The organism is Paenibacillus sp. MSJ-34, assembly GCF_018918005.1.
Classification (GTDB): domain Bacteria; phylum Bacillota; class Bacilli; order Paenibacillales; family Paenibacillaceae; genus MSJ-34.
The window spans coordinates 61,731-87,406 of the sequence record NZ_JAHLPR010000017.1; the positions used below are offsets into that span (position 1 = coordinate 61,731).

Genomic DNA, 25,676 nt, shown 5'->3' on the forward strand with positions numbered 1-25,676 from the left:
AATGAAAGAAAACAAGAGTAAAAGGGAGGAAAAGGAAGATCCCGAGCGATGAAGCATTCAATTGCAATTAGACAATAAAATTTACACCAATACCCGCCGTGCATGGCTTTACAATTTTTTGCATTCGGCGTAACATACGATTCATGAATTCAATGATTCACCGTTTTATTCGCTGAATTGCCTTTCAGGCAAACGGGGGAACCAATTGCGGAAGCTTGTGTGAGAGCGAGCATTCGCGCGGGGTGAATCCTGCCACCGAGATTCGACTCGTTGGCAGGTAGGGCGACTCTCACCGCCCGAATCCGTCAGCTAACCTCGTAAGCGACATAGGAGAGGCAACATTTATCAAAACCAGACACGGTTTATTCGCTGTGTCTTGGAAGTTGATGAAAAGCGACCTCTTTTCGTCAGCTTCTTTTTTGTTGCCTCCCCGTTTATGGACAGGAGGGACACGCGTGATGATTCAAGACGATTATTTTCTCGTTTCAGCGCCGACGGAAGGCGGCCAAGCATTTTTGCGGACGTTGGCGATGAAAGAAATGCCATATGCTGCATTGACGAACAATAAAACCGAAAAGCAAGTTCTGGAGGAAATCGGAGTCAAGCATATTCTAATGGTGAATGCAAAAGAAAGTCGCGCACCGATGATACCCGAGATGCCAATCAGGAAGGTTTACCTGTTTGAACAAAGCTTGAATTGGTGTTGCAGGTACATTCAAATATGCCGTCTCTGGACGACAAAACGAGAAATCGTAAAGTCTGAAAAAGGAGGCATGAATATATGCTGGATATCGGAATGATTGCCTTGGCGGCTGCACTGGCCGCATCCATGATTGGCCTTGCCGGTTGGGCAGGCAAGGTTGTCGAGGAAGGACGTGAGGAAGCATGATGTGGGCGCTGGGGATCGTCGCAATCTTCATGTTTGTCTATCTGGTTTACGCTTTGGTTAAACCGGAGAAATTCTAAATCCGCTTGTTTTTAGGAAGGAGTATCGTGATATGGCCGGAATCATTGCCATTGTTGTTACATTATTGCCGGTGCTGCTGCTGGCTCGGCCCACCGGACTATATATGGCCAAAGCTTTTGATTATAACCAGTCAGGACTCGATCGATTTTACGGTCCATTGGAAAAATTGATTTATGCCATCGGAGGCATTCGCCAAGAGAATCAAACCTGGCGGAAATACGCCGCGACATTAGTGGTCAGCAATACCGTCATGATCTTGCTCGTTTATCTCGTGTTCCGAACACAGGCGTATTTGCCGTTGAATCCGGCCGGCATTGCCAATATGGACCCAAGTCTTGCGTTCAATACGGCGATCAGTTTTATGACCAACACGAATTTGCAGCACTACAGCGGTGAGAGCGGATTATCGTATTTGTCGCAAATGATTGCCATCGTTTTTATGATGTTTACGGCTCCGGCCACTGCGCTTGCCGCGGTGTTCGCTTTTATGCGCGGGCTGGCGGGCAAGCCGCTAGGCAACTTTTTCGTCGATATGACTCGCGCCATTACGCGGGTTTTGCTGCCGATTGCCTTTGTCACGGCATTCATTCTAATTGCGCAGGGGGTTCCGCAAACGCTGGAACCCGCGGCGGTCGCTCAAACGCTTCAGGGCGGAGAACAAACGATTGCCAGGGGCCCGATGGGTTCGTTCTTGTCGATTAAAGAGCTTGGGAATAACGGCGGGGGATTTATGGGCGTCAACTCGGCCCACCCGTTTGAAAATCCCAATGCGATCAGCAATCTGATCCAAATCTTGCTGATGATGCTGCTTACGACATCCCTGCCGTTTGCATACGGGAAGATGGTTGGGAATGCCAAGCAAGGACGAGTGCTGTTTGTTTCCATGGCCACGCTTTTTATTGTTTTGCTAGGCGTTTCGCTGACAGCCGAGAATGCCGGCAACCCTGCTTTGAACGCGCTCGGTATTCAGCATAATCAAGGGAGCATGGAAGGCAAGGAAGTCCGATTCGGTCTGGCGCAGTCATCGTTATACTCCGTCGTCACCACAGCCTCGGAAACGGGGGCGGTGAACACGATGCATGATACGTTAACGCCAATTGGCGGTATGATCGCCATCGCCAACATGATGCTGAATACCGCATTCGGCGGTGTCGGGGCCGGCTTTATGAACGTACTGATGTACGCCATGATCGGTGTGTTTCTATCGGGCTTGATGGTAGGTCGTACACCGGAATTTCTGGGTAAAAAACTGGAAGGCAAGGAAATGAAGCTGATTGCCGTCACGATGTTGGTTTCGCCTTTTCTAATTCTGGTTCCAACAGCTGTCGCGCTGTTCAGCTATCCCGATACCATCTCCAATCCGGGCTTTCACGGCTTAACGCAAGCGATGTATGAATATACCTCGTCTGCGGCCAACAACGGTTCCGGGTATGAAGGGTTGGGCGATAATACGTTGTTCTGGAACATTACGACAGGAATCGTGATGTACGTGGGCCGTTTCTTCTCCATTGTCGCCTTGCTTGCAGTAGCCGCTTCGCTTGCCGCCAAGAAGCCGGCGCCGGAAACAACAGGCACCTTCCGGACAGACACAGGTTTGTTCGCCGTAGTATTTTTGGCCGCTGTGCTGATCGTTGGTGCGTTGACGTTCTTTCCAAGTCTCGTACTCGGTCCGATTGCGGAACAGTTAACATTGAAGCCATAAGTTTGATTTAATGGAGGTTCTTAAGATGCAAACCAAAAAATCCATGCTTAGTGGGCCGATTATTCGGAATGCTGTCAAGGAAGCGTTCATGAAGCTGGACCCTAGAGTCATGTTTCGTAATCCGATCCTGTTTGTGGTGGAGATTGGTTTTATCATCACGTTGTTTCTATGCTTTGTTCCCGGAGCGTTCCAAGGTTCGACACCGGGTTGGTTCAATATGGTGGTCGCCGCCATTTTGCTGGTGACGTTGTTGTTTGCGAACTTTGCGGAGGCATTGGCTGAAGGAAGAGGCAAGGCGCAAGCCGATTCGTTAAAACAAACGAAAAAAGACATTGTTGCAAACAAATGGGTTGGGGGAGAGATGAAGCAGGTTGCTTCAACGGATCTACGTAAAGGAGATATCGTCGTCATATCACAGGGAGAAATGATTCCGGGAGATGGCGAGGTGATTGAAGGGCTCGCATCGGTAGACGAATCGGCCATCACGGGAGAGTCCGCGCCTGTTATTAAGGAAGCCGGAGGCGATTTCTGTTCCGTAACGGGCGGAACGCGTGTCATTAGTGACCAGATTAAAGTGAGGATCACCAGCGATCCTGGCGAATCGTTTCTGGATCGGATGATTGCACTTGTTGAAGGCGCAAAGCGGCAAAAAACGCCGAATGAAATTGCCCTGAATACGGTTCTGATCAGTTTGACCCTGATTTTCCTGATTGTCGTTGCGACACTGCCGTTTTTCGGGAACTACTTGAATATTGAAATTGATGTGGCTGTCCTCATTGCCTTGCTCGTTTGCCTCATCCCGACCACAATCGGAGGGCTATTGTCTGCCATCGGAATCGCGGGAATGGACAGAGTGACCCGGTTTAACGTGCTCGCCATGTCGGGGAAGGCTGTGGAAACTGCCGGAGATATCAATACGATCATTTTGGACAAGACCGGTACAATCACGTATGGCAACCGGATGGCGAGCGAGTTTATCGCGGTTGGCGGCGCAAAGCAAAGCGATGTAGGCGAATGGGCGGCTATCAGTTCATTGAAGGATGAGACGCCGGAAGGGCGTTCCGTACTGGACTTGATGAAAAAGCTGGAACTCGGGTACAACGAATCATCTGCTTCCGGTGGGGAGTTCATCGAATTCAAAGCGGAAACACGAATGAGCGGGATCGATTTGACAGATGGTCGCAAAGTGCGCAAAGGGGCTGTCGACGCGATTAAAAAATGGGTAGCTGCGCAGAACGGGACTATACCGAACGATCTGGATGCGGCAGCTGATAAAGTTGCTTCTGCCGGGGGAACACCGCTAGCAGTGGCGGTCGATAACCAAATTTATGGCGTCATCTATTTAAAAGATACCGTCAAGCCCGGCATGCGCGAACGTTTCGACCAAATGCGCCAAATGGGCATTAAAACGGTGATGTGTACAGGCGATAACCCGTTGACCGCCGCTACGATCGCACAGGAAGCCGGCGTCGATGACTTTATCGCAGAGAGCAAGCCGGAAGATAAAATTGCTGTGATTCGGCGGGAGCAAGCGGAAGGCAAGTTGGTGGCCATGACGGGGGACGGCACGAACGATGCTCCTGCATTGGCGCAGGCGGATGTGGGAATCGCCATGAATAGCGGTACGGTAGCCGCTAAAGAAGCGGCCAATATGGTCGATTTGGATTCCGATCCTTCAAAGATAATCGAGGTCGTTGCAATTGGAAAGCAGCTTCTGATGACGCGCGGCGCACTTACCACGTTCAGCATCGCCAACGATATCGCCAAGTACTTTGCAATCTTGCCTGCTATGTTTATGCTCGCCATTCCGGAGATGAATGCGCTGAATGTCATGCAGTTGGGATCGCCAATGTCGGCTATTCTATCAGCGCTCATTTTCAATGCGATCATCATCCCGCTGTTAATTCCGCTGGCGATGAAAGGCGTTGCCTATAATGCAGTCAGTTCTGCGCAACTGTTAAAACGCAATATGTTTATTTATGGCTTAGGCGGTGTCATTGTCCCCTTTGTCGGCATCAAACTTATTGACCTTGTTATCCATTTGTGGGTATGACGAAAGGAAGGACTGGAAATGAAATTATTGGCATCCAGCTTGCGAATCAGCTTGCTGTTCATGGTATTATGCGGACTTGGTTATAACTTGGCGGTCACCGGGATCGCGCAGATCATTTTCCCCGAACAAGCCGATGGAAGCCTGGTTCAAGACGACGATGGGACGGTAATTGGCTCCAAGTTGATTGGACAGTTGTTTTCCGAGCCGGAATATTTTCATGGCCGCGTCTCCAGTATTGACTATCAGGCGGATGGATCGGGATCGCCGAACTATGCGCCGTCGCATCCCGAATTGATGGAACGGGTGACAGCATCTGTGGAGGAATGGAACATGAATAACCCCGAGGTTCCTGTCAGCGACGTACCGATGGATCTTCTGACCAACTCTGCATCCGGCTTGGACCCTGATATCAGCCCGGAGGCGGCACGTGCTCAAATTCCAAGGATTAGCCGTTTGACCGGTATTGAACAGAAACAATTGGAAAGCCTTGTGCAAGAGCAAACGACCGAGCGTGCGCTTGGTTTTCTGGGGGAACCTGCGGTAAATGTATTGCAACTCAATATCGGGCTGCAACGACTACTGGCGAGGTAAGCGATAAACTCTCCCTGCCTTATTTTTCCCGGCAGGGAATTCCCGTTTGTAGTTTGTTTCAAGGAATGAGGAGATGACATGGAGCCATTCAAACGAAAAACACCGGAAGAAATCTTATATTCCATTTACCGGCTTCATCGAGGCCGTTTAAAAGTTTACATTGGCGCGGTCAGCGGTTCAGGCAAAACGTATCATATGCTCCAAGAAGGACAAATGTTAAAACGGCAAGGGGTTGACGTGGTGATCAGTGCCGTTTCAACCGGACAACGCCCCGAGACGCTGGAGCAGATTGGCGATCTGGAGCGGATTCCAAGCATCCATTGGGTAAAGGATGGCGTCGACTACAAGGATTTGAATCTGGAATCGTTGCTGCAGCGCAATCCGGAAGTGGTCCTAGTAGACGGTCTGGCCCATCGGAACAGGGAAGGGGCGCATCATTCGACAAGAGTGGACGACATTCGCTATCTGCTGGATCGGGGAATCAGTGTCATTACGACGGTTAATGTCTATGAGCTGGAAGGGGTAATCGAACTCGCTCATAAATTAACGGGCATCACTGCGGAGCATACGATTCCCTCCGATATACTAGATTCGGCAGATGAGGTTCGCCTGATTGATGTGACGCCGGAGGCGATACTTGAGCGGTTATCGGATGGTCGTTTCCGGCACCCTGATCCGACCCTGTTCAAACGGGGGAATTTGGCGAAACTTCGGGAGCTTGCCTTGCGGCTTGTGGCCGAAGGGGTGAATGAATCGCTGGAAAAGCATCGGGAAGCTTCCGGGTTATTCGGTCCTTCCGGCGCGGCGGAGCGAATCCTTGTGTCTGCGCAATACCATTGGAACGGTTCGATTTACGTGCGCAGAGGTCAGCAGGTGGCCAAACGGCTCGGCGGCGATCTGCTTGTCGTCACCTTTATCAATCCTAAACAAACCCTGTCTAAAGAAGCTATGGCCTTTAAACGCTCATTGCTTCAATTGGTTGAAAAAGTAGAAGGATCATTCGAGGAAGTACCGATTGCTTCCCGGCGAGAACTGCCTCGAAAATTGGTCCATTACGCAGCTAGCCATAATGTTACCCGAATCGTCATGGGACATTCCAAGATGAGTCCATGGCAAGAGTTTTGGAGAGGATCGCTCGCAAACCGGCTACTGAGCAAAATCAAAAATGTCGACCTCTTGTTTATGGCCGATAGTTCGGAACGGGAAGGCAGACGAATATTGCCTGCCAGGACGCGCCAAAAGCGGGATACGAGCGCCTATCATCGGCTCACGGATCAGGAAATGGAGGAACGAATACAGAAAATTAGGCGCGGGAAGTTTAAAGTCTATATCGGTGCGGCCCCCGGCGTTGGAAAAACGTACACGATGCTGAGAGAGGGAAATGATCTCCTTAAAAAACAAATCGATGTTGTCATCGGACTGCTGGAGACACATGGCCGCGCTGAAACGTTGGAACAGGTAGGCGCGCTACCGATCGTCCCTAGAAGCAAAACGCCTTATCGAGGAACAGAACTCGAAGAACTGGATGTTCCGGCAATTATCATGCGTAATCCGGAGGTCGTGCTAATCGATGAGTTAGCCCATACCAATGTCCCTGGCAGCAAGAATCGCAAACGCTATGCCGATGTGCTGGAAATTCTGGACGCCGGTATTTCGGTGATTTCCACCATGAACGTCCAGCATCTCGAGAGTTTGAATGATGCCGTGGAGCAAATCACTGGCGTTCGGGTACGGGAAACCGTTCCGGACCATATTCTGCATTTGGCAGAGGAAGTCCAACTCATCGATGTATCGCCTTCGTCCTTGCAGCAGCGCATGAGAGAAGGAAGGATCTATGCGGCCAATAAAATCGAACAGGCATTAGGCTCCTTTTTCAAAACCGGAAATCTGATTGCCCTGCGCGAGCTGGCGCTTCGAGAGATTGCGGATGATGTGGATGAACGTTTGGAGTCCTGGGAGCGCAAAGCGTCGCTTCGGGGGCCCTGGCGCAGAAAAGAGACGATTTGTGTTGGGATAACGCTTAGTCCAAACGCGGAGCGTTTGATTCGAAGGGGGTTTCGCATCGCTTATCGTCTGAAAGCCGAATGGTACGTGATTTATGTTCACAAGGGCAGTTCGATTCCGGATGAATTGAATAAACGTCTCGAACGCTTAAAAGAATTGTCTGCGCGTTTGGGAGGCACATTCGAAGTGCAGTTTACGGCAAGGGAACGAGACATGGCTTCCATTCTGATCGGCAAATCGGACGAGAGAATGGCTACGCAAATGGTTTTGGGGCAATCCGGCAGGAACATCTGGAAGCTTATGTGCCATGGTTCGATCGTCAAGACTGTACTGCGCCATGCCCGGCATATGGATGTTCTAATTGTTGCGGATTTTGATCCTCATGCTAAACCGTTGGAGAATTAATCAGTCATTTCTTTTGAGGTTGAGGTGAATGAGATTGCCGCAAATCTAATGCCGTTTTCATCGGCTTTTCCGGGGAAGGCATTCTTCCTTTATCGACAACCAATTGAAGATGGATACGTTGGAATCATGCGGAGGCACTAACTAAAGGAATGGGTATATAAATGGATGAAGACAAACAACCGTTTGCTATTCCAATCCATCCATCGTATTGGGTTTCGCAGCGCTTCTGTTCGTATTGTTCTCTTTATGGGATTAGCTATGCTCCGTGCCTTTTCTACGGATCAAGCGTTGTAGGAAAATGAAATGCCAAGCGAACACAAGCATAAGAATAGGTACCTATTTTTCCTATACCTATTCTTGTGCTTTACAAGCCAACGATGTAATAGTAAAGACTCAGAGGCAAGGATGTCGTTGCAAATTGGAATTGAATCGTTTATTATGGATATTGTAGGTCTACATTAATAACGATCTTTGGGAGGGAAGAGGGAAACATGCAGTTCTCCAAAAGTACAGATTACGCCTTGCACGCTTTAATTCATTTGGGTCATTCGGAGTGTTGCAACAACGTAGGGATCAAGGAATTATCTGCGACACTTGGCGTTTCAGAAAGCTATTTATCCAAAATTATGTCCAAGCTGAGGCAGGATGGTATCGTACGCGCTGTGCCGGGAGTGAATGGCGGTTATGAGCTTGCCAGGCCGGCCGATGAGATTACTTTTCTTGATGTGATTCAAGTGATTGAAGGAAGACAACAGTTGTTCGAATGCTCGAATACGAATTCGCGGCAGCATCGGTTGTTAGCGGAAGAGGGGGCTGCAGGGCGAGATCAGGAACGCTCAGGAAAGTGCGAATGTCTGGTTGAGAAAGTGATGGACGGCGCAGAGCAGCATCTGCACCAATACTTGCGGGAACACACGATCCAGTCGGTACTGGATGAAGCTATCAAGCGTTGCAGCCATGAGGTAAACAAGAAGTGATGCACTTCTTGCGCTTTAATTATGGATATTATAGATCTATGGAGGTGTATGGTGAGAATGGAAAAACAGCTTCTCGATGTAGCGATTATTGGCGGCGGCCCAGCAGGGTTGAACGCCGCCCTCGTGCTTGGGCGGGCGAGGAAACATGTGGTGGTAATCGACGAAGGCCGTCCCCGCAACGCCGTGACACGCGAGACCCACGGGTTTCTTAGCCGCGACGGAATAAGTCCCGGAGAATTTCGACGAATGGCGGAGGAAGAGATCGGCGCCTATTCCTCCGTGTCTTTCATGGCGGATACGGCCGTGTCGATTGCGGGAACGGACGGCCAATTTCAAATCGAGACTACACGAGGACAAACTTTTGCAAGCAAAAAGGTATTGTTTGCCGTCGGTATGAAGGATCGGCCGCTTAACATTCCGGGACTGGCGGAGGTATACGGAATAAGTGCCTTCGTCTGCCCGTATTGCGACGGCTGGGAGTTAAGGGATCAGCCGCTTGTTATCATTACTAAGGGAACTGAGCTCTTGCATTTTGCTCCACTCATATCCGGATGGACGAACCGTTTTTCTGTCTGCACGAATGGCCCCGATGAGCTGACGGGCGCCGAGCGCGAGGAACTCCAGCGGCATCGTGTGCCTCTGTACGACACGCCGATTCGGTCCATCGACTCTAGCGACGGGATCGTGCGGCAAGTCGTTCTCGAAGACGGGACGATCATTCCTTGCAGGGGGCTCTTTTTTAAACCGGAGCTGGTTACGGGATCGGACTTGCCGCGTGCCATCGGGTGCCAGATCACGGAGGCGGGAATGGTTGACGTTGATGACTTCGGGAAAACGAACGTTCCGGGCGTCTATAGCGCCGGGGATGCGGCATCGCGACTGCATCAGGCTATTGCTGCCGCGTCTATGGGGGCATTTGTCGCCGCTGCCATGAACAATGAACTGAATATGGAGGCTTGGAGGAGAATCGGATGAACATTTCGGAAAACATCAAGCGCGGTCCGATCATGTTCGCTCTTATCGTCGGAACGTTCGTCGCCGCTTTGAACGAGACGCTGATGGGCAACGCTCTCCCCGAACTGATGAAATCATTCGGAGTGTCTGCGGCGACGGTCCAGTGGTTGGCCACCGCCTACATGCTCGTCGTCGGCGTACTCGTTCCGGTGACGGCGGTACTGCAGCAATGGTTCACGACTCGGCAAATGTTTCTGTCGGCGATGAGTATGTTCTTCGTCGGCACGGTGATCTCGGCGGTGGCGCCGGAATTTGGCATGCTGCTGGCCGGGCGGATTATTCAGGCGATAGGAACCGGCATGCTGTTGCCGCTTACGATAAACACCATCATGGCCATTTATCCCCCGGAAAAGCGGGGAGGGGCGATGGGGATGTTCGGGCTCGTCGTCATGTTCGCGCCTGCGATCGGCCCGACCGTTTCGGGCTTGATTGTTGACGGCCTATCGTGGCGCTGGTTGTTCTATCTTGTAATGCCCTTGGCATTGCTCTCGATTATCGTTGGGGCCGCCGTTCTGAAGAACGTGTCGGACGTCACGAAACCGCGGGTGGACCTGTTATCCATCGGGCTGTCGACGATCGGCTTCGGCGGAATTGTCTACGGGTTCAGCAAGGCTGGTGAACAAGGTTGGTCTGAGCCGTTGGTGATCTGGACGATTGCGGCGGGCGGTATCGCCCTGGCGCTGTTCGTCTGGAGGCAGCTGTTGCTTACGGAGCCCGTCATGGATTTGCGAGCGTTTCGGTATCCGACATTCGCGCTTGTCGCGGCGCTTCTATTCGTGCTTTTGATGACGTTCTTCTCGTCGGCGATCATGCTTCCGATGTTTATGCAAGGCGTTCTGATGATAACAGCGTTCAAGTCCGGATTGATCTTGCTTCCCGGGGGGGTTGCAAACGGGCTCATGGCTCCGATCTCGGGCAAGCTGTTCGACAAGTTCGGACCTCGCGTTCTTGTCATCCCCGGACTTGTTATTGTCGTCGTCTCGCTGTGGCTGTTCACCCGATTCGATGAAGCGACGACGACCGGCTTTCTTGTGGCCGTGCACATTGCGCTGATGATCGGCATCGCGCTGGTGATGATGCCCGCACAGACGGCTGGGCTTAACCAACTGCCCCGTCATCTGCACCCGCACGGAACGGCGATCCTGAACACGCTGCAGCAGGTGTCCGGTGCGATCGGCACCGCCCTGTATATCAGCATCATGTCGGGCGGACAGAAACAGTACTTGAGCGGATCGAGCGTCCCGCAGTCTCCGGCGGAACTAGCCAAAGCGTTGGCCGTCGGCATCAACAACGCGTTCTGGGTTGGTGTCTTTATCGCGCTAGCGGCGCTCGTTCTCGGTCTTTTCCTCAGGGCGAAATCGCCGGAACCGGAAAACGAAGTGTCGACATAATAATAATGGCCGTCTGTCTAGGACGGCCCCAAAAACCTGTCAATGCGGAGATAACGGCTAATTAAGAAGAAGGAAGCTTACATTCTCTGAATGAGTAAGAGTCATTAATTTGGAAATCAGTGGATGTTTGTAGAAAATGGACGTTTTCGCGATGGGAGGAATCGTGTATGGAAGATGCCCAGTATGAGCGAGGAAATTACGGCATCGACGCTCCGAAAGCTATTGGCAACCTAGTGCTCCTTGGAATTGGTTTTCTTATTCTAGGCGTTACGGCGTTTTATGTCTTTCCGACGAGATTGCATTGGCTTGGCGATACAATCGGGAGTATTCTGTTATTGTCGTTTCTGATCGTGATCGTTGAATCGCTTTATATGGTATGGAGCAGCAAAGTTGGGAAACTGCGCATGCGGGAGAAATTGATCGAGCTAGTACAACTTCGCGGGGACGAGTTACTGCTTGACGTCGGTTGCGGCCGAGGTTTGATCCTGAACGCGGCAGCGCGCAGATTGACGACGGGGAAAGCCTATGGCATCGACATCTGGAACAAACAAGACCAGTCGGGTAATGACCCGAAAGAAACGATTGAGAATGCCCGGATCGAAGGAGTAGCCGAACGCGTTGAAGTAGTGAACGGCGATATGCGCGCCATTCCGTTTCCTGACGACCATTTCGACGTGATCGTTTCCAGTCTGGCTGTTCATAATATTTACAATCGTGCGGAGCGGTACAAGGCATTGGGCGAAATGATAAGAGTATTGAAACCGGGCGGCCAGTTGGCTATTCTCGATTTCCAGCATGTGCGGGAATACGCGGATGCCCTCCGTGAGCTTGGAACGCTCAATGTCCAAATTACCGGACCGTATTGGACGATGTTTCCTTCAGTGCGAATCGTCACCGGAAGCAAAAAGACAGCGATACCAACCCTCTGAATGTTATCAAACTTTTTGGGAACCGGTTGACCACACATTAGACGAAAACGGCGTTGTGCCAAACGTCTATTAGCCTAATCGAACAACAAAGCCTTCAACGTACCTTTGTAATCATTTCTAAAGAGGCCGGATGGACGAGAAAACGATTCGAAATATTTTTCACGATTACGTTAGTTTAAGGGACTCTTCCGGATGGTTGGGACGCTGGCGAGCCGCCTGCAATCCTGGCAGTCGACCTATACGTTGAACCAGAGTGTTTTGATAATTTTACATATTCACTATTTTTTCACTCGATTCATTAGTAATGTTGCTTACTTTCCGCAGACATGGCAACTGCTTTTGTTTCTTGAACTGTACCGTATGGATGTTCAGGCGGAGCATAGATAACGTAAATTTTAAGTGGTTTGTTTCCTGTATTGGTTACATTGTGCCATTTTCCAGCCGGTATCATAATTGCATAACCGTCATATGCCATTGCCCGAAAATCTAATTTATCTTTGCAATCGCCCATTTGAACGAGTCCTTGACCTTCCTCAATGCGTATAAATTGATCCGTTGTTGGATGGACTTCTAAACCGATGTCATCTCCGACATTAATACTCATCAAAGTCACTTGAAAGTGTTTCCCTGTCCATAAAGCGGTGCGGTAAGTATTATTTTGCTTAGCAGCTTGGTCAATATTCACTACGAATGGCCTTGATCCATAATCTCTTAATTTGATGTTTTTAAAATAAGGATTCCAGTTGTTATTGTACCAATTATAATAATGAGGATTCAAAGTATTGCCCCATGTATTGTTATCCCAGTTGTCATGCATAGGATAATGCCATTGATTATGAAAATAAGAATTACGGTACATGTTCATTCTCCTTTGATGATTACTTATTTACTTTTTATCCTATGCAGTTGCCTATTTAAATGAATGTAAAATGCGCAATAATGGGCAAGTGCCTAAAAATGGGAAATGTTGCTCATCATGACCTGGGAGATGTATCGAAGTTTTTGTTCCTGGATTTGCCAAAGGCAGGAATCGAAAGTTCCGGAACTAGATCATCCTTAGCGGTCCGGGCAAAAGGCTCATCAAGCGGACTCTGAACAACTCACGATGAAAGAGTTGATCGACCCCTGTATGAAAAGAAAGGGATCGCTTCGCCGCGAAAAAAGCGGATGAAGCGATCCTTTTTTGTTGCACTGGGTAAAGCGGTCGGTCTGATGGACGGACCATAGTCCGCTAGTGTGTGTCTTATCCGTTTGTACCGGTTTGCCGTAACTCTCGAACGGCGGCCAAGAAATTGACCAAATTGTAAATGCCCATCCCAATTCCGGTTTGTTCACGCGGCAGCGCGGAGGAGACGACTTTGGCCAGAGCCGCCCTGCACGAAGGTGACCGAAACGTTGATCAACGGCATAGAGCAGCAATCACCATTTGTTCCAACATATAGGTTCCAATGTCCATGCGTTCAAAACCGATACCCTCTCTTGGACTTGGATTCCGGCACCGGATTTCGGCCTGGTAGCAATGTGAGCCGATCAATCGCGGCCAACAGATTTTCTATTTTATTAGAATGAGTTCGCGGAGAAAAAAGGTCAACCCGCAATCCTACTCCTAGTTGAACTCATGCGAAACTGCCGTAACGTAACGGGTTAATGGGGGCGGGCTGCACTATCGGCTGCACTATCCGCTCTGCTATGTTTGGATTTGGGCAATAACAGCGTTGCTAGCACACACACTATTGCTAACCCTAGAAATATGACAAAAATATCATGGATGCTGGAAACAAGAATATGTTGCAATTGAGAAAGCATCGAAGGGGAGAGCTGATCGATGCCCGACGCGTTGATCAATCTGTTCATTTGATTGATATCCGCACTTTCCAAGTTTTCGGCTGCCATGTGTTGAACAATCCGGGAGTTAAAGTAGCTTCCGAACATGGAAATCCCCAACATTTGTCCTAACGAACGAAACAGCGAATTGGTCGCTGTTGCCACTCCGCTTAAGGAAGATTCGACTGCGGATTGAACGACAATGGTATACAAGGTCACCGTGATGCCAAAACTAATGCCGAGCAATGCGGAAATCAAGTAAAAGCCGTACGAACCGCTCGTTAATTGCATGGCCGCCAGCCACGCTCCGCATAGAATCAGAATCATATTGCCTGTGAACGAGGTCACTCTTATCCCTTGTTTCACGAGCATTTTCCCGCATATATAGGAACCGAATGCCCAGAGAATCGCTAAGGGAGCGAGCATGAGCCCTGCTTCCATCGCTCCCGTTCCCAGTCCCCCTTGAAACCACATCGGCATATACACTAACGTTCCCATCATGATCGCATTCACGAGAAATTGAATAACGTTGGCTGACCAGATTTTAAGCTCCCGGAACATGTACAAGGGCAAGATCGGTTCCTTCGCTTTCGTTTCTATCCATAAAAATAACACCATCAACACGACGAAAGCGGCTATACACCAAAGGACAGGCCCCGATAGCCAATGCCCCTGCCCACCCTTTTGAACGGCATATAATAAAAATAGCATGCTGAATGAGAAGGTAAGGATGCCCCAGTAATCGATTGTTTTTTTGCTTTTCTCAAATTTTTCTCGTAGAAATATCACCATGAGAAGGATGGCCGCCAGACCGAACGGAATATTAAACAGGAAAATCCAGTGCCAGGAGACATAGTCGACGAGGAAACCGCCGAGCAGAGGCCCAATCACACCCGCTCCTCCCCAAACGAAAGCCGTAAGTCCAATCATCTGAGCCCGCTTATCTTCCGAGGGATAAATATCCGCAATGATAGTCTGTGTGACCGGCAAAATAGCACCGGCACCGATTCCTTGAACAAGCCGGAATGCAATCAATTGCTCCATCGTCTGGGCTAGTCCGCACAGGGCGGAACCGACCAAGAAAATAGCGGCGCCAACGGCGAAAATAAGCTTTCTTCCGTACAAATCGGAAAGCTTGCCGAATATCAATACAGTAATGGTAGAGGCCAGCAAATAGACCGTAAATACCCCATTCATAAGCTCGATGCCCTGAAGGGAAGCTACAATTTTAGGCATGGCCGTCGTAACAATCGATGACTCTGCAGCCGCTAAAAAGGTAGCGACAAAGATAGAGATCATAACCATCGATCGATTCATGTTCATAGTAACAAGCATCCTCCTTTATTTGGTTTAGCATGTACCGCTTCCAAATAAGGGGGGACACTTGTTTATACATAACAATTTCGTCATAACGTTCATCACTTCCCAACATCGACATTACGCTATGAAGTGCGCGAGTTGTTCACGGAAAGATTTCCTCGTCAATGAGACCCATCTCAACTTTTTAAATATTTATGTTTAAATAGTATCTTTAATAACTAAACTTTGTCAATTCATTTTCTTAACATAGCTTGAGTCGGGTGAACGCTCTCGCACATACGCAAATAGGCCTTGCAAGTACGGCCCAAGTGAAGTATTTTGGACATGTAGTCTTTGAAATCATAGAGCTTGATATCAACCATGAGATTCTATCACAGCAGATGGATAGGCTGGAGTAAAGAACCCGGAGTGATACGATGTTAACGCTACGACAAATTGAAGATTATTTGCGGCGTTTAGGTCTGGAACGGCAGCGGCCAACGCGAGAGTTTCTATTCGCACTGCACCGTGCCCACGTAGAGAGAATTGCGTGGCAAACGATTGATATATTTGCGGGCAAGCCTGTTCCGATCGACGACGAAGGCTTGGTTCATCATATCATTCATCAGGGGGGCGGGTATTGCTTTCACCTTAACGGAGCATTCCGTCGTCTACTGTGTGCGTTGGGATATGAAGTGTCGTTACATCGGGCTGGGGTGCAATCCCATGGCCAAAAACCAAGAATCAATTCATTTCATGTAAGTCTATCCGTTCGTTTGCCTATCGAAAATGATGAAGACGCAAAGCCGCAAACATGGATTGTAGACGTTGGATTGGGCGACATGCCGTATGAGCCCATTCCTCTTCGATTTGGGGTGTATAAGCAGGGCTTTCATACATATAAGCTTACGCAGTCCGGCGTCATTACTCCGGGATGGCGCTTGGAACATGATCCTCAAGGAATTTTTACCGGCGTTGATATCGATCCGGAAGCTGTTCAAAATATGGATGAATTCATACCGAAGCATCATTATTTAAGCTCGTCCCCGGATTCCGCCTGGATCAACCTGCTGCTGGTGCAGAACAGGCATAAGACAGGCAGCAATGAGCTGAGAGGATGCGTATACAATCGACGCGATGAGCGCGGCCTAATCAAAAACGAAATTACCAATCGCTCGGAATGGTTCGAGCTATTGAGCGACGTATTTGGAGAGCCGCTGAATCATTTCAGCAAGCACGAAAAGGACGGCCTATGGACAAAAGTATTAAAAACCCATGAGGAATGGAAAAGGAATCGGCAAAATCGGGATCAAGCCGGGGAAATGGAGTGACGAACGCTGGTGGCGGCGTTACTGAAATGAAAGAATGACAAGTTATGTCTTTCATGTTCCTTGGCAAAGTTTACTGTAAAAATACTTGTTGACTTATAGCAAAATACAGGGTATATTTTGTGTGTAACCGGTTACCTATAAAGTGGAGTGAACATATGATCTCAATCAAAGATGTTGCCAAGCATGCAGGCGTATCTGTAGCAACCGTATCTAGAGTCTTGAACAATAGCGGTTATGTAGGCCAGGATACGAGGATGAAGGTAGAAAAGGCAATTCAAGAGCTTAAATACAAGCCGAACGAGGTGGCGAGAAGCCTGTTCAAGAAGCAGTCCAGCACGATCGGCTTGATCGTGCCCGATATTACGAACCCCTTCTTTCCCGAGCTTGCGAGAGCTGTTGAAGATACTGCAATTCAGTTGGGATATAATGTAATTCTTTGCAATTCCGATGAAGATGAACAAAAGGAACAAAATTACCTGGACGTGCTGCAGCAGCAATATGTCAAAGGGATTATTGTTTCCTCAAATACGATGACTGCGAAACAAATCGAGCAGTTGAACATTCCGGTCGTCAGTATCGACCGCGTTATTAGCAAAGGCTTGCCGACGATTGTCGTAGAGAACAAGAAAGGGGCCATGATGGCAACCCGCTTTTTGCAGAGCAAAGGCTGCCGCAGGATTGGCCATATCAAAGGAAACAGCGGCGTAGTCAATGCTGAAGAACGCTGCGAGGGCTACAAGGAAATCGTCGGTGGGGAGCCTTGGTTCGAAGAGACATACATTGCGTATGGTCAATACGATATGCAATCATCCATTCAAGCGACAATGGAACTGCTGCAAAGGCATCCGGATATTGACGGTATCTTTGCGGCGAATGACATCATGGCGATCGGCGCGATTAAAGCTGCGTATCAACTGGGCAAAAAAGTGCCCCAGGACATAGCGATCGTCGGCTTTGACGGCATCAGCCTGTCCAAAGCGACGACGCCGGAGCTGACTACCGTGCAGCAGCCCATTTATGAAATGGGCGAGAAGGCAACCAAGATGCTGGTGAGCTTAATGGAGCGTCAGCAGACCATGGATCAGGAGAACTATAAAATATTGGACGTATCGCTGATAGAGAGAGAATCAACCTAAGAAGGAGAGATAGGAATGGAGCGGAAACCCAAAATTACTGTTGTTGGCAGCATCAACATGGACCTAGTCACCATAACAACTCAAATGCCTCAAATGGGAGAGACGCTCCTTGGCAAGCAGTTTCAGATGAATCCCGGCGGAAAAGGAGCCAATCAAGCGGTAGCGGCAGCACGACTCGGTGCGGATGTTCGTTTGATTGGCTGCGTCGGCAATGACCGTTTCGGTCAGGACATTTTACAGCACCTCAGAGAAGAAGGTATTGATGTGTCCAATGTGGAACCGGTTACAGATCGTACGGCAACGGCTACGATCACGGTCTACAACGCAGATAACAGCATTATTGTCGTGCCGGCGGCCAACCATCATGTAACCGCATCTTTTGTAGAGTCCAAGCGAAAAGTTATCGCAGATAGTGATGTTCTTCTCGTGCAGTTGGAAATACTATTGGAAGGTGTGCAAAAAGCAGTAGAAATTGCCAAAGAGAACGGAGTTACCGTCATTCTTAACCCGGCTCCCATTCAGGAGCTGCCTGCAGAATTGATACGGCAAGCGGACTACCTTACGCCGAACGAACATGAGCAAAGGGTATTGATGCAGCAGCATGGCAAGGACATCGGCGATAAGCTGATCGTTACGAAGGGAAGCCAGGGCCTGTCGATTAGGCAGGAGGGCCGCGAACTGAACGTTCCCGCCTATCGAATCGATGTCGTGGATACGACTGGAGCAGGGGATTCTTTTAACGGCGGACTAGCCGTTGCCTTAAGCCAAGGTATGACGCTGAAAGCTGCTTGCGAATACGGCAATGCCGTTGCGGCCTTGTCAACCACGAAGCTCGGGGCGCAAACCGGAATGCCAACCGCAGAAGAGGTAGCACAGTTTATTCAAGGAGGAAGAAACCAATGAACAAAAGACCGATTATTATTGACACCGATCCGGGAATCGACGATGCAGTTGCATTAGCGATTGCCTTGTACAGCGAAGAGCTGGATGTGCGCTTGATCACTACCGTAGCCGGTAATGTGGGCTTGGATAAGGTGACGTTGAACGCCTTGAAATTGCTGAAATTTTTCAAGCAAGAGATTCCGGTGGCGATGGGCGCCGACAGACCGTTGATCAAAGAACCGATTGATGCGAGCAACGTACACGGCTCAACGGGAATGGACGGCTACGATTTTGAAGAGCCGACGAAGGAACTGCTCTTGAAGGAGAATGCGGTCAATGCCATGTACCGGGTCATCATGGAAAGCGAGCAACCGATCACCCTCGTTCCGATCGGTCCTTTGACGAATATTGCGCTTCTGCTCAAAATGTATCCGCAAGTGAAAGAGAAAATTGCCGAGGTTGTACTCATGGGCGGCTCAACGGCACGCGGCAATGCCGGAGTGATGGCGGAATTCAATATCTATGCCGATCCGGAAGCGGCCAAAATTGTGTTCCAGAGCAGTCTGCCTGTCGTCATGGTCGGGCTTGACGTTGGATGGAAAGCGCTCGTGTACCCGGAAGACAGCGAGCAATTGAAAAGCATGAACGAAACCGGAAGAATGATCTATCAGCTGTTCCAAAAGTATAGAGGCGGCAGCATGAAGACAGGATTGAAGATGTACGACAGCTGCGCGATCGCTTATCTCCTGCAGCCTGAAATGTTCACGGTGGCGGATACGTTCGTGGATGTAGAGATTCACGGCCCGCTAACGTCAGGCTGTACCGTTGTCGACTTGAAAGGATATTTGGGACAGGCCAACAACGCCAAAGTATGCGTCGATATCGATCCGCAAATGTTTAAAACGTGGTTCATGGAAAGCTTGAGCAAGTGCAACTAAGCTAAGCCTTGCTCTGCCGGCTCAGTTGTACGAATGGCCGTCCGGTCCGCATCTGATCCGCTTTATCAGCACCCAATTTGCATCTTAGGAGGAACGCCATCATGGGCTCTAATATAGTCATGTACGGCTCAGCGATTATTGCTGTACTTATCGTTATTTATATGCTAATCAAGAAAATGGATATCAAGATTACGCTTTTTCTAATGGGGATCATTTTAATTCTGGTCGCCACAGCTATGGGCAACGATATCGCCGTTAAGGATTTCGCATCGACGGGCTCGATATGGCTGGATCCGCTCCAGGTCATCGTTACCCAGTTCAAGCAGACCTTAACTTCTGCGGGCTTCATCATTCTTCTGCTTGGAGGTTACACGGCCTATATGTCCTCCATCGGAGCGAATGAAGTGACGGTCAATGCATTAACGAAGCCTATTTCCAAAATTAAGTCGCCTTATATTCTGGTGCCGATCGTCTTTTTGCTAGGAAATCTATTGTCCCTCGTTATTCCGAGTGCGTCTAACTTGGCGATCATTTTGCTGGCAACCTTGTTTCCGATTTTAAGAAAAGCGGGTATGTCGGCGCTTTCCGCGGCAGCGGTCATCGCTACATCCGCCACGATCGTTCCTACGCCGCTGGGAAGCGACAATGTCGCCATCGCCGAGGAATTGGCCAAGCATGCGCTGTTCGCCAACTTGACGGTAACGGACTATGCGTTCAGATATCACGCTGTCGTATCCATTCCGACCTTGATCTTTATCGCGCTGGTTCATTACTTCTGGCAGAAGCGCATGGACAAGAAAGCAACACGCTTGGAGAACGAAGCCGAAGTGAACCATGAATCCAAGGAAGACATCGAGATCCAAGGCGGCAAGCTGTTCAAAACGGTCTATGCGATCCTGCCGATCTTCCCGATCATTCTGCTGCTTGGCACTTACGCGGTTCAAATTACGACAGGCAATGCCATAGAACTGAGCGTAGAGTCGGCGACCTTGGTATCGCTCGTGCTGGCCATCGTCTGCGAACTTATTCGCCACAAAGGCGACAAAAGCGTGCTGGAAAAAACGGAATCCTTCTTTAAAGGAATGGGCGGAGCGGTACCGATCGTCGCCCTGCTGGTTGCAGCCTCCGTCTTTGTTACAGGACTGAAATCCATCGGCTTGGTGGATGCGCTGCAGCAATCGATGCAAAATATCCAAGGCAACGGCTTGGACTTCGTTCTACCGCTTGTCCTGGTAGCCATTACGGCGCTCATCGTTATTCTTAGCGGCAGCGGCACGGCCCTGATCTTCGCTATGGTGCCGCTGATGGTTCCATTAGCCGATGCAGCGGGCATTAGCCCCATCGCGATCTCGGTGCCGATGGGACTTGCGGGCAACCTCTTCCGTGCGGTATCCCCGGTTGCGGCCGTCGTGCTGATCGTTGCCGGTACGGTGAAGACGGATCCGATCGCTATCGTAAAAAGAACGTCGGTTCCAATGATCGCAGGCGTGATCTTTATGTTCGTCCTGTCAATGGTGATCTTTCTCTAAATTGAAATCCATCATCATGTAAGACAAGAAGAGCAGGCTTAGGCCTTGTTCTTCTTTTTTTATTTCTTTTTCTTGTCAAAATCCAGCGAATATGTTAGGATTCTGAAAACAGGAGATGATCTGATGAATGGTAAACTGACATTTAAGACGTTGCATCCTCATAAACTTGTGGATGATGTAGTTAATCAGTTGCAGCATAAAATATCAACGGGCGAGATTCGTCCCGGAGATAAGATTCCGCCGGAACCGGAACTAATGGAGCTCTTCGGGGTTGGCCGGTCCACGATCCGGGAAGCGATCCGGGTTTTGGTGCACGCCGGCTTGCTTGAGAAAAAACAAGGGTACGGCACTTATCTGAAAGCCAGCCCTGTCATCCAAGAGCCCCTTACCCATCGACTGCATCGCGCAGAGCTTATAGAGGTATTCGAGGCAAGAAAAATGCTGGAGTTGGAAATATCCAGATTAGCCGCTCAACGCCGCGATGAAGATGATCTGCAAAACATGCGCACTCATTTGGAGGCGCGCAACTTTGCGTTGCGGCAAAATGACCGGGAACTGTATGCCAAGTCGGATATAGAGTTTCATATGGCTATAGCGATTGCCAGCAAAAACGGAGTTATTATTGATTTATTTCGAACCTTTTCTCATGTTTTATCAAACGCGATGAACAAATTAAATCAAGAATATAGTTCGCATGATCCGCAATCCTATTATCATGAGCAGTTATATGAAGCGATTAAGCGTCAAGACTCTGAGCTTGCTTTAAAATGGACGCTTCTTATCCTGGAGGGAACAATCGCCGAGTTATAATCCGATTTTTTTAAAATCAAACAGCAGATGATATGATGTTTCATTGTCGCTTGGTATACTGGCGATCACATTCAAATTTCAGCAACTACTACCCCAAACGCTTAGGAGGAACATAAAGTGTCAAATATTATTGAGGTCAAAGACGTCCTTTGGGAACGCGAGCATAAATCCATATTGAAGAACGTCAATTGGACGATCCGTAAGGGGGAACATTGGGCGTTGCTAGGGCTGAATGGTTCCGGAAAGACGACGTTATTGAATATGATAACCGGCTACATTTGGCCGACAAAGGGAGAGATTTCCGTCCTAGGCCATCAGTATGGAACCGTCGATTTGCGGGAAATGCGAAAACGGATCGGATGGGTAAGCTCTTCGTTCCAAGAACGAATTCATCCCAATGAGAAAACACAACATCTGGTGATTAGCGGGTTGCATGCTTCCGTTGGATTATTTGAGCAACCAACGGAAGACCATATGCAAAAAGCCGTTTCCCTCATGGAAACACTCGGCTGCGCGCATCTTCTCGACCGCCCATATCAAACTTGTTCGCAAGGGGAGAAACAAAAGCTTCTTATCGCCCGAGCGCTTATGGCCTCGCCTGATTTGCTTATTCTGGATGAAGCGGGTAACGGACTGGACTTTTTGTCCAGAGAATCCTTGCTCCAAAGCATCGCAAGTCTGGTTAATCAAAAGGATGCCCCAACGCTGTTGTACGTGACGCATCACGTAGAAGAAATATTGCCTGAATTTACACATTCCTTGCTGCTCCGAAAAGGAACGGTTTTTGCATCCGGAAAAACAGAGGAAATTCTCACTAGCGAACAGTTATCGGCTTTATTTGAAACCCCTGTTCAAGTAAGTTGGAAAAATAACCGGGCTTGGCTTTCGCTATGAAAGGTAATGCGAAACATCCCCATACAAATCAACTTCCGGTGTATCTTCATTCATAGTAATCTTGCACAAAGCAGTCGGGTAGATATCGGGCAAGTTTCCCATTTCATCAAGCTGTTTATTCAAAAAATAACCCATAATCGCTTTTAATGTGATCCGGTGCGTTACAATAAGAACCTCTTTGCTTTTATGCTTTGCAATGATATCTTTGATCGCAGGGATCGTTCTTCCAAGCAATTCGCGATAACTTTCCCCGTGTCCGGTAGGGGTGTATAAATGCGGTTGATTGAAAAACTGTTCATATTGAACGGGATATGCTTGTTGAATATGTTCTACATTTTGACCTTCCCACAGTCCCATATTAATTTCTTTTAGTGAATCAAGCGTCGAAATGTCAATCGGGCGATTCCCCAAAAGAATCCGAGCCGTGCTTACCGCCCTTGGACTGGAACTGGAATAAATGGCGTCAAAATCGACGTTTCCCAAACGTTCCTTCAACCATTCGGCTTGCCGAATACCGAATTCCGTAAGCGGGGAATCTTTATGCCCTTGCATCTTTTTTTGCAAGTTCCATTTCGTTTGACCATGACGGGTGAAATATAGTGTTGTTTTCATAGATGAATATCCCCCTATCGTTGCGATATGAATGCACGCTTTGTATATAGTAAAAACATAAAACACTTTCTATGAAAAGTAACCATCCAATTGTACCTGTATTAGACCAAGCCGTTTCGGAAGGGCCCGCCCCGGACGCACTTGTGAATGCCTTCTATAGCCCGAATTCCATACATGAAATCTGGCTTGCCGTTAAATAGCAGAAGCCGAAACCGGTAAAGCAGAGAATAATTCGACTAATGGAAAGGCAAGAACGTTGTATCATGTTCTTGCCTTTTTACATTCGCGCCTTTGCCTTCGATATTTGATTCGTGCCCCTAAAAGAACTTTTCACCCTGTCTAATAGTTTGTTTGAACCAGTTGAGTCCCGATTCTGGTTGCTTCCATGCTGATCGTTGTCATAGGCAGACGGAGCCGGTCCGAACGGATATATCCCCGTTGAGCGAGAAGCCATTTTAATGGAGCCGGATTCGGCTCGGAGAATAGGAATTCAACGAGCGGCAGCAACTGGTTAAACAACTCATTCGACTCCTCTATTTTTCCCGCTCGGAAAAGCTCGTACACTTGAACGAACTGGTCGCTGTCCAAGTTAGCGCTGGCCAGAATTCCCCCTTTAGCACCGCAGCATAAGGAAGCAAAAAAGAGAGCGTCTTCCCCGCATAGGAGCGGTTTTGACATGGATCGGGCCAGTTTGAAAATACGTTGTATATTGCCTGTGCTTTCTTTAAGCCCAATCACATGATCCATTTTCATAATGTTCTTTACCGTCTCAACAGTTAAAGAGACCCCGGTACGGTGAGGGATATCATATAAAATAATAGGCAGATCCGCTTCGGCCAAAGCTTGAAAATGCCGGATGATGCCTTGTTGTGACGGACGGTTATAGTATGGGGTGACAACAAGGGCAGCATCGGCTCCGAGAGATTTAGCTTGTTCTGTTCTTTTCATTGTAGCTAGAGTACTATTAGAACCGGTTCCAACAATAAGCGGTATGTTATACGATGCCGCTATCGCCTTGCGAGCCGATACAATAAGGGACTCCAATTCGTGAGATTCGATCACTGGGGATTCCCCGGTAGTTCCATTAATAATGAGACCGTGAATTCCCCTGCTCACTAAACTTTGAACCAGTTCTTCAAATGACTTCATATCCAAATTTCCACGATGATCGAACGGCGTAACAATGGGAACCATGACGCCATGTAAAGTATCTTCTGTGAGCACAGCTTTCAACTCCTTCCCCTCAATTCGCGATATGAAAAAGCCTAAAACACTTCCAATGAAAAGTAACCACCCAATTGTCTATGTAATAGACCGAGCCGTTTCGGTTGAACCGAACACTCTCGATATTGGTTGGAATGAAAAATAAGAGAAATGGATGGTTACGCTTCTGCTTCGTTCCTTTACGATCGGTTTGTACTAAATGTTAGAGATAGGAGATGAGAATATGAAGACCTCCACAGCGCTCAGACGGATCACTTGCTTGGCCATGCTGGCGTTGCTGCTTTTGACGGTCACAGGGTGCAGCACGGAAAGCATCGTCGTACTTGATCCGAAAGGGCCGATTGCCGGCGGGCAGCGGGATTTAATGTTCATTTCAACGGTATTGACGTCGATCGTTATCGTGCCGGTTCTGATTATGACCGCCATTATTGTTTGGAGATATCGCGACAGGAAAGGCAGAAAAGCGAAGTACACACCGGATTGGGAGCATAGCACGAAGCTGGAAGTCATCTGGTGGGGGATTCCGATCGTAATTATTGCCATTCTGGGCGTGATTACAATCAAGAGCACGTATGACCTGGAGCCGTCCCAGCCCCTCGAGTCGGATCGCAAACCGTTGACGATTCAAGTGACTTCGCTGGACTGGAAATGGTTGTTTCAATACCCGGAGCAGGGGATTGCCACCGTGAATGTTGTCCATTTTCCGGAAGACACACCCATCCGATTCGAGATTACGGCCGATTCTCCCATGAATTCTTTTTGGATTCCCCAGCTTGGAGGACAAATTTACGCCATGTCCGGAATGGCGATGACGCTTTATTTGCAAGCCGATGAAGTTGGAGACTATTGGGGATCCGGTGCGAATTTCACAGGGAAAGATTTTGCCAAGATGAATTTTGATGTGAAATCGACAACGCAGGAAGAGTTCGAGCAATGGGTGAACGAGATTAAAGCTTTATCACCGGAACTAACTTTGGACGGCTACAAACAGCTGGCAGAGCCGGCCGCTTCCGAAGTTCAAACCTTTTCCGCTTTCCCGGAAGGCTTGTTTGAGATGACCGTAACCAAATACGGCGCTTCTCACAATCATGGCTTATCCTGGAAGGACATGCAAAAAATCAAGCTCCAGGAATAGCGGGCTTCGAATTGGAGGGAGAGAATGCC

At 48.9% G+C, this 25,676-nt stretch carries 22 protein-coding genes and 1 riboswitch; of the genes, 18 read left to right on the forward strand and 4 right to left on the reverse strand.

Annotation, left to right across the window (positions count from 1 at the left end):
- Nucleotides 1-160: 160 nt before the first annotated feature.
- Nucleotides 161-340, forward strand: a riboswitch (cyclic di-AMP (ydaO/yuaA leader).
- Nucleotides 341-458: 118 nt separating this feature from the next.
- The 10 genes from KQI79_RS10605 to KQI79_RS10655 all read left to right on the forward strand — a co-directional run bounded on the left by KQI79_RS10605 (nt 459) and on the right by KQI79_RS10655 (nt 12,033).
- Nucleotides 459-800: a hypothetical protein gene (locus KQI79_RS10605; protein ID WP_216538201.1), complete on the forward strand. Its 342-nt coding sequence runs from the start codon at nt 459-461 to the stop codon at nt 798-800.
- 88 nt (nt 801-888) lie between these two features.
- Nucleotides 889-966: a K(+)-transporting ATPase subunit F gene (gene kdpF / locus KQI79_RS28225; protein WP_356711054.1), complete on the forward strand. Its 78-nt coding sequence runs from the start codon at nt 889-891 to the stop codon at nt 964-966.
- A gap of 32 nt (nt 967-998) precedes the next feature.
- Nucleotides 999-2,669 (forward strand): potassium-transporting ATPase subunit KdpA, encoded by a 1,671-nt coding sequence (kdpA, locus tag KQI79_RS10620; RefSeq protein ID WP_216538203.1) that lies wholly within the window; start codon nt 999-1,001, stop codon nt 2,667-2,669.
- A gap of 25 nt (nt 2,670-2,694) precedes the next feature.
- Nucleotides 2,695-4,722 (forward strand): potassium-transporting ATPase subunit KdpB, encoded by a 2,028-nt coding sequence (gene kdpB, locus KQI79_RS10625; RefSeq protein WP_216538204.1) that lies wholly within the window; start codon nt 2,695-2,697, stop codon nt 4,720-4,722.
- Nucleotides 4,723-4,740: 18 nt separating this feature from the next.
- A complete protein-coding gene (kdpC, locus tag KQI79_RS10630; protein WP_216538205.1) occupies nt 4,741-5,313 on the forward strand; it encodes a potassium-transporting ATPase subunit KdpC in 573 nt (190 codons plus the stop codon).
- A 78-nt stretch (nt 5,314-5,391) separates the two neighbouring features.
- Nucleotides 5,392-7,722 (forward strand): universal stress protein, encoded by a 2,331-nt coding sequence (locus KQI79_RS10635; protein ID WP_216538206.1) that lies wholly within the window; start codon nt 5,392-5,394, stop codon nt 7,720-7,722.
- Nucleotides 7,723-8,213: 491 nt separating this feature from the next.
- Nucleotides 8,214-8,699, forward strand: a complete 486-nt coding sequence (locus tag KQI79_RS10640; RefSeq protein WP_216538207.1) for an RrF2 family transcriptional regulator — start codon at nt 8,214-8,216, stop codon at nt 8,697-8,699.
- Nucleotides 8,700-8,756: 57 nt separating this feature from the next.
- Nucleotides 8,757-9,674, forward strand: a complete 918-nt coding sequence (locus tag KQI79_RS10645; protein WP_216538208.1) for an NAD(P)/FAD-dependent oxidoreductase — start codon at nt 8,757-8,759, stop codon at nt 9,672-9,674.
- Nucleotides 9,671-11,104, forward strand: coding sequence for an MDR family MFS transporter (locus KQI79_RS10650; RefSeq protein WP_216538209.1), 1,434 nt, complete (start codon nt 9,671-9,673; stop codon nt 11,102-11,104). The genes KQI79_RS10645 and KQI79_RS10650 overlap by 4 nt, the downstream gene beginning before the upstream one ends.
- A 167-nt stretch (nt 11,105-11,271) precedes the next feature.
- Entirely contained in the window at nt 11,272-12,033 is a 762-nt protein-coding gene (locus KQI79_RS10655; RefSeq protein WP_216538210.1) for a class I SAM-dependent methyltransferase, read from the forward strand.
- A gap of 298 nt (nt 12,034-12,331) precedes the next feature.
- Here the strand turns inward: KQI79_RS10655 and KQI79_RS10660 are convergent, their stop codons facing one another.
- Complete coding sequence (locus KQI79_RS10660; RefSeq protein WP_216538211.1) at nt 12,332-12,892, reverse strand: cupin domain-containing protein; 561 nt, start codon at nt 12,890-12,892, stop codon at nt 12,332-12,334.
- Nucleotides 12,893-13,677: 785 nt separating this feature from the next.
- Nucleotides 13,678-15,180, reverse strand: a complete 1,503-nt coding sequence (locus KQI79_RS10665) for an MDR family MFS transporter (RefSeq protein ID WP_216538212.1) — start codon at nt 15,178-15,180, stop codon at nt 13,678-13,680.
- Nucleotides 15,181-15,593: 413 nt separating this feature from the next.
- Here KQI79_RS10665 and KQI79_RS10670 point away from each other — a divergent pair, with 413 nt between their 5' ends.
- From KQI79_RS10670 to KQI79_RS10700, 7 genes are all read left to right on the forward strand, one after another.
- The gene (locus KQI79_RS10670) at nt 15,594-16,487 is read left to right on the forward strand and encodes an arylamine N-acetyltransferase family protein (RefSeq protein ID WP_216538213.1); all 894 of its coding nucleotides are present in this window, start codon (nt 15,594-15,596) and stop codon (nt 16,485-16,487) included.
- A gap of 155 nt (nt 16,488-16,642) precedes the next feature.
- On the forward strand, nt 16,643-17,623 hold the full coding sequence (locus KQI79_RS10675; protein WP_216538214.1) for a LacI family DNA-binding transcriptional regulator: 981 nt from the start codon (nt 16,643-16,645) through the stop codon (nt 17,621-17,623).
- Nucleotides 17,624-17,638: 15 nt separating this feature from the next.
- A complete protein-coding gene (gene rbsK, locus KQI79_RS10680; protein ID WP_216538215.1) occupies nt 17,639-18,526 on the forward strand; it encodes a ribokinase in 888 nt (295 codons plus the stop codon).
- Nucleotides 18,523-19,443 carry a ribonucleoside hydrolase RihC gene (gene rihC, locus KQI79_RS10685; RefSeq protein WP_216538216.1) on the forward strand — a complete coding sequence of 307 codons (921 nt, stop codon included), beginning with the start codon at nt 18,523-18,525 and terminating at the stop codon, nt 19,441-19,443. Before rbsK ends, rihC begins: the two co-directional genes overlap by 4 nt.
- 101 nt (nt 19,444-19,544) lie before the next feature.
- Entirely contained in the window at nt 19,545-20,972 is a 1,428-nt protein-coding gene (gene dcuC, locus KQI79_RS10690; protein WP_216538217.1) for a C4-dicarboxylate transporter DcuC, read from the forward strand.
- Nucleotides 20,973-21,095: 123 nt separating this feature from the next.
- The gene (locus KQI79_RS10695) at nt 21,096-21,782 is read left to right on the forward strand and encodes a FadR/GntR family transcriptional regulator (RefSeq protein WP_216538218.1); all 687 of its coding nucleotides are present in this window, start codon (nt 21,096-21,098) and stop codon (nt 21,780-21,782) included.
- Nucleotides 21,783-21,899: 117 nt separating this feature from the next.
- On the forward strand, nt 21,900-22,676 hold the full coding sequence (locus KQI79_RS10700; RefSeq protein WP_216538219.1) for an ABC transporter ATP-binding protein: 777 nt from the start codon (nt 21,900-21,902) through the stop codon (nt 22,674-22,676).
- Here KQI79_RS10700 and KQI79_RS10705 read toward each other — a convergent pair.
- Nucleotides 22,671-23,288 (reverse strand): histidine phosphatase family protein, encoded by a 618-nt coding sequence (locus tag KQI79_RS10705; RefSeq protein ID WP_216538220.1) that lies wholly within the window; start codon nt 23,286-23,288, stop codon nt 22,671-22,673. The two genes, KQI79_RS10700 and KQI79_RS10705, sit on opposite strands and share 6 nt — an antisense overlap.
- Before the next feature lie 339 nt (nt 23,289-23,627).
- Nucleotides 23,628-24,512: a 4-hydroxy-tetrahydrodipicolinate synthase gene (gene dapA / locus KQI79_RS10710; RefSeq protein WP_216538235.1), complete on the reverse strand. Its 885-nt coding sequence runs from the start codon at nt 24,510-24,512 to the stop codon at nt 23,628-23,630.
- Nucleotides 24,513-24,735: 223 nt separating this feature from the next.
- On the opposite strand from dapA, the gene cyoA reads away from it, so the two are divergent.
- Nucleotides 24,736-25,647 (forward strand): ubiquinol oxidase subunit II, encoded by a 912-nt coding sequence (cyoA, locus tag KQI79_RS10715; protein ID WP_216538221.1) that lies wholly within the window; start codon nt 24,736-24,738, stop codon nt 25,645-25,647.
- Nucleotides 25,648-25,676: the final 29 nt, after the last annotated feature.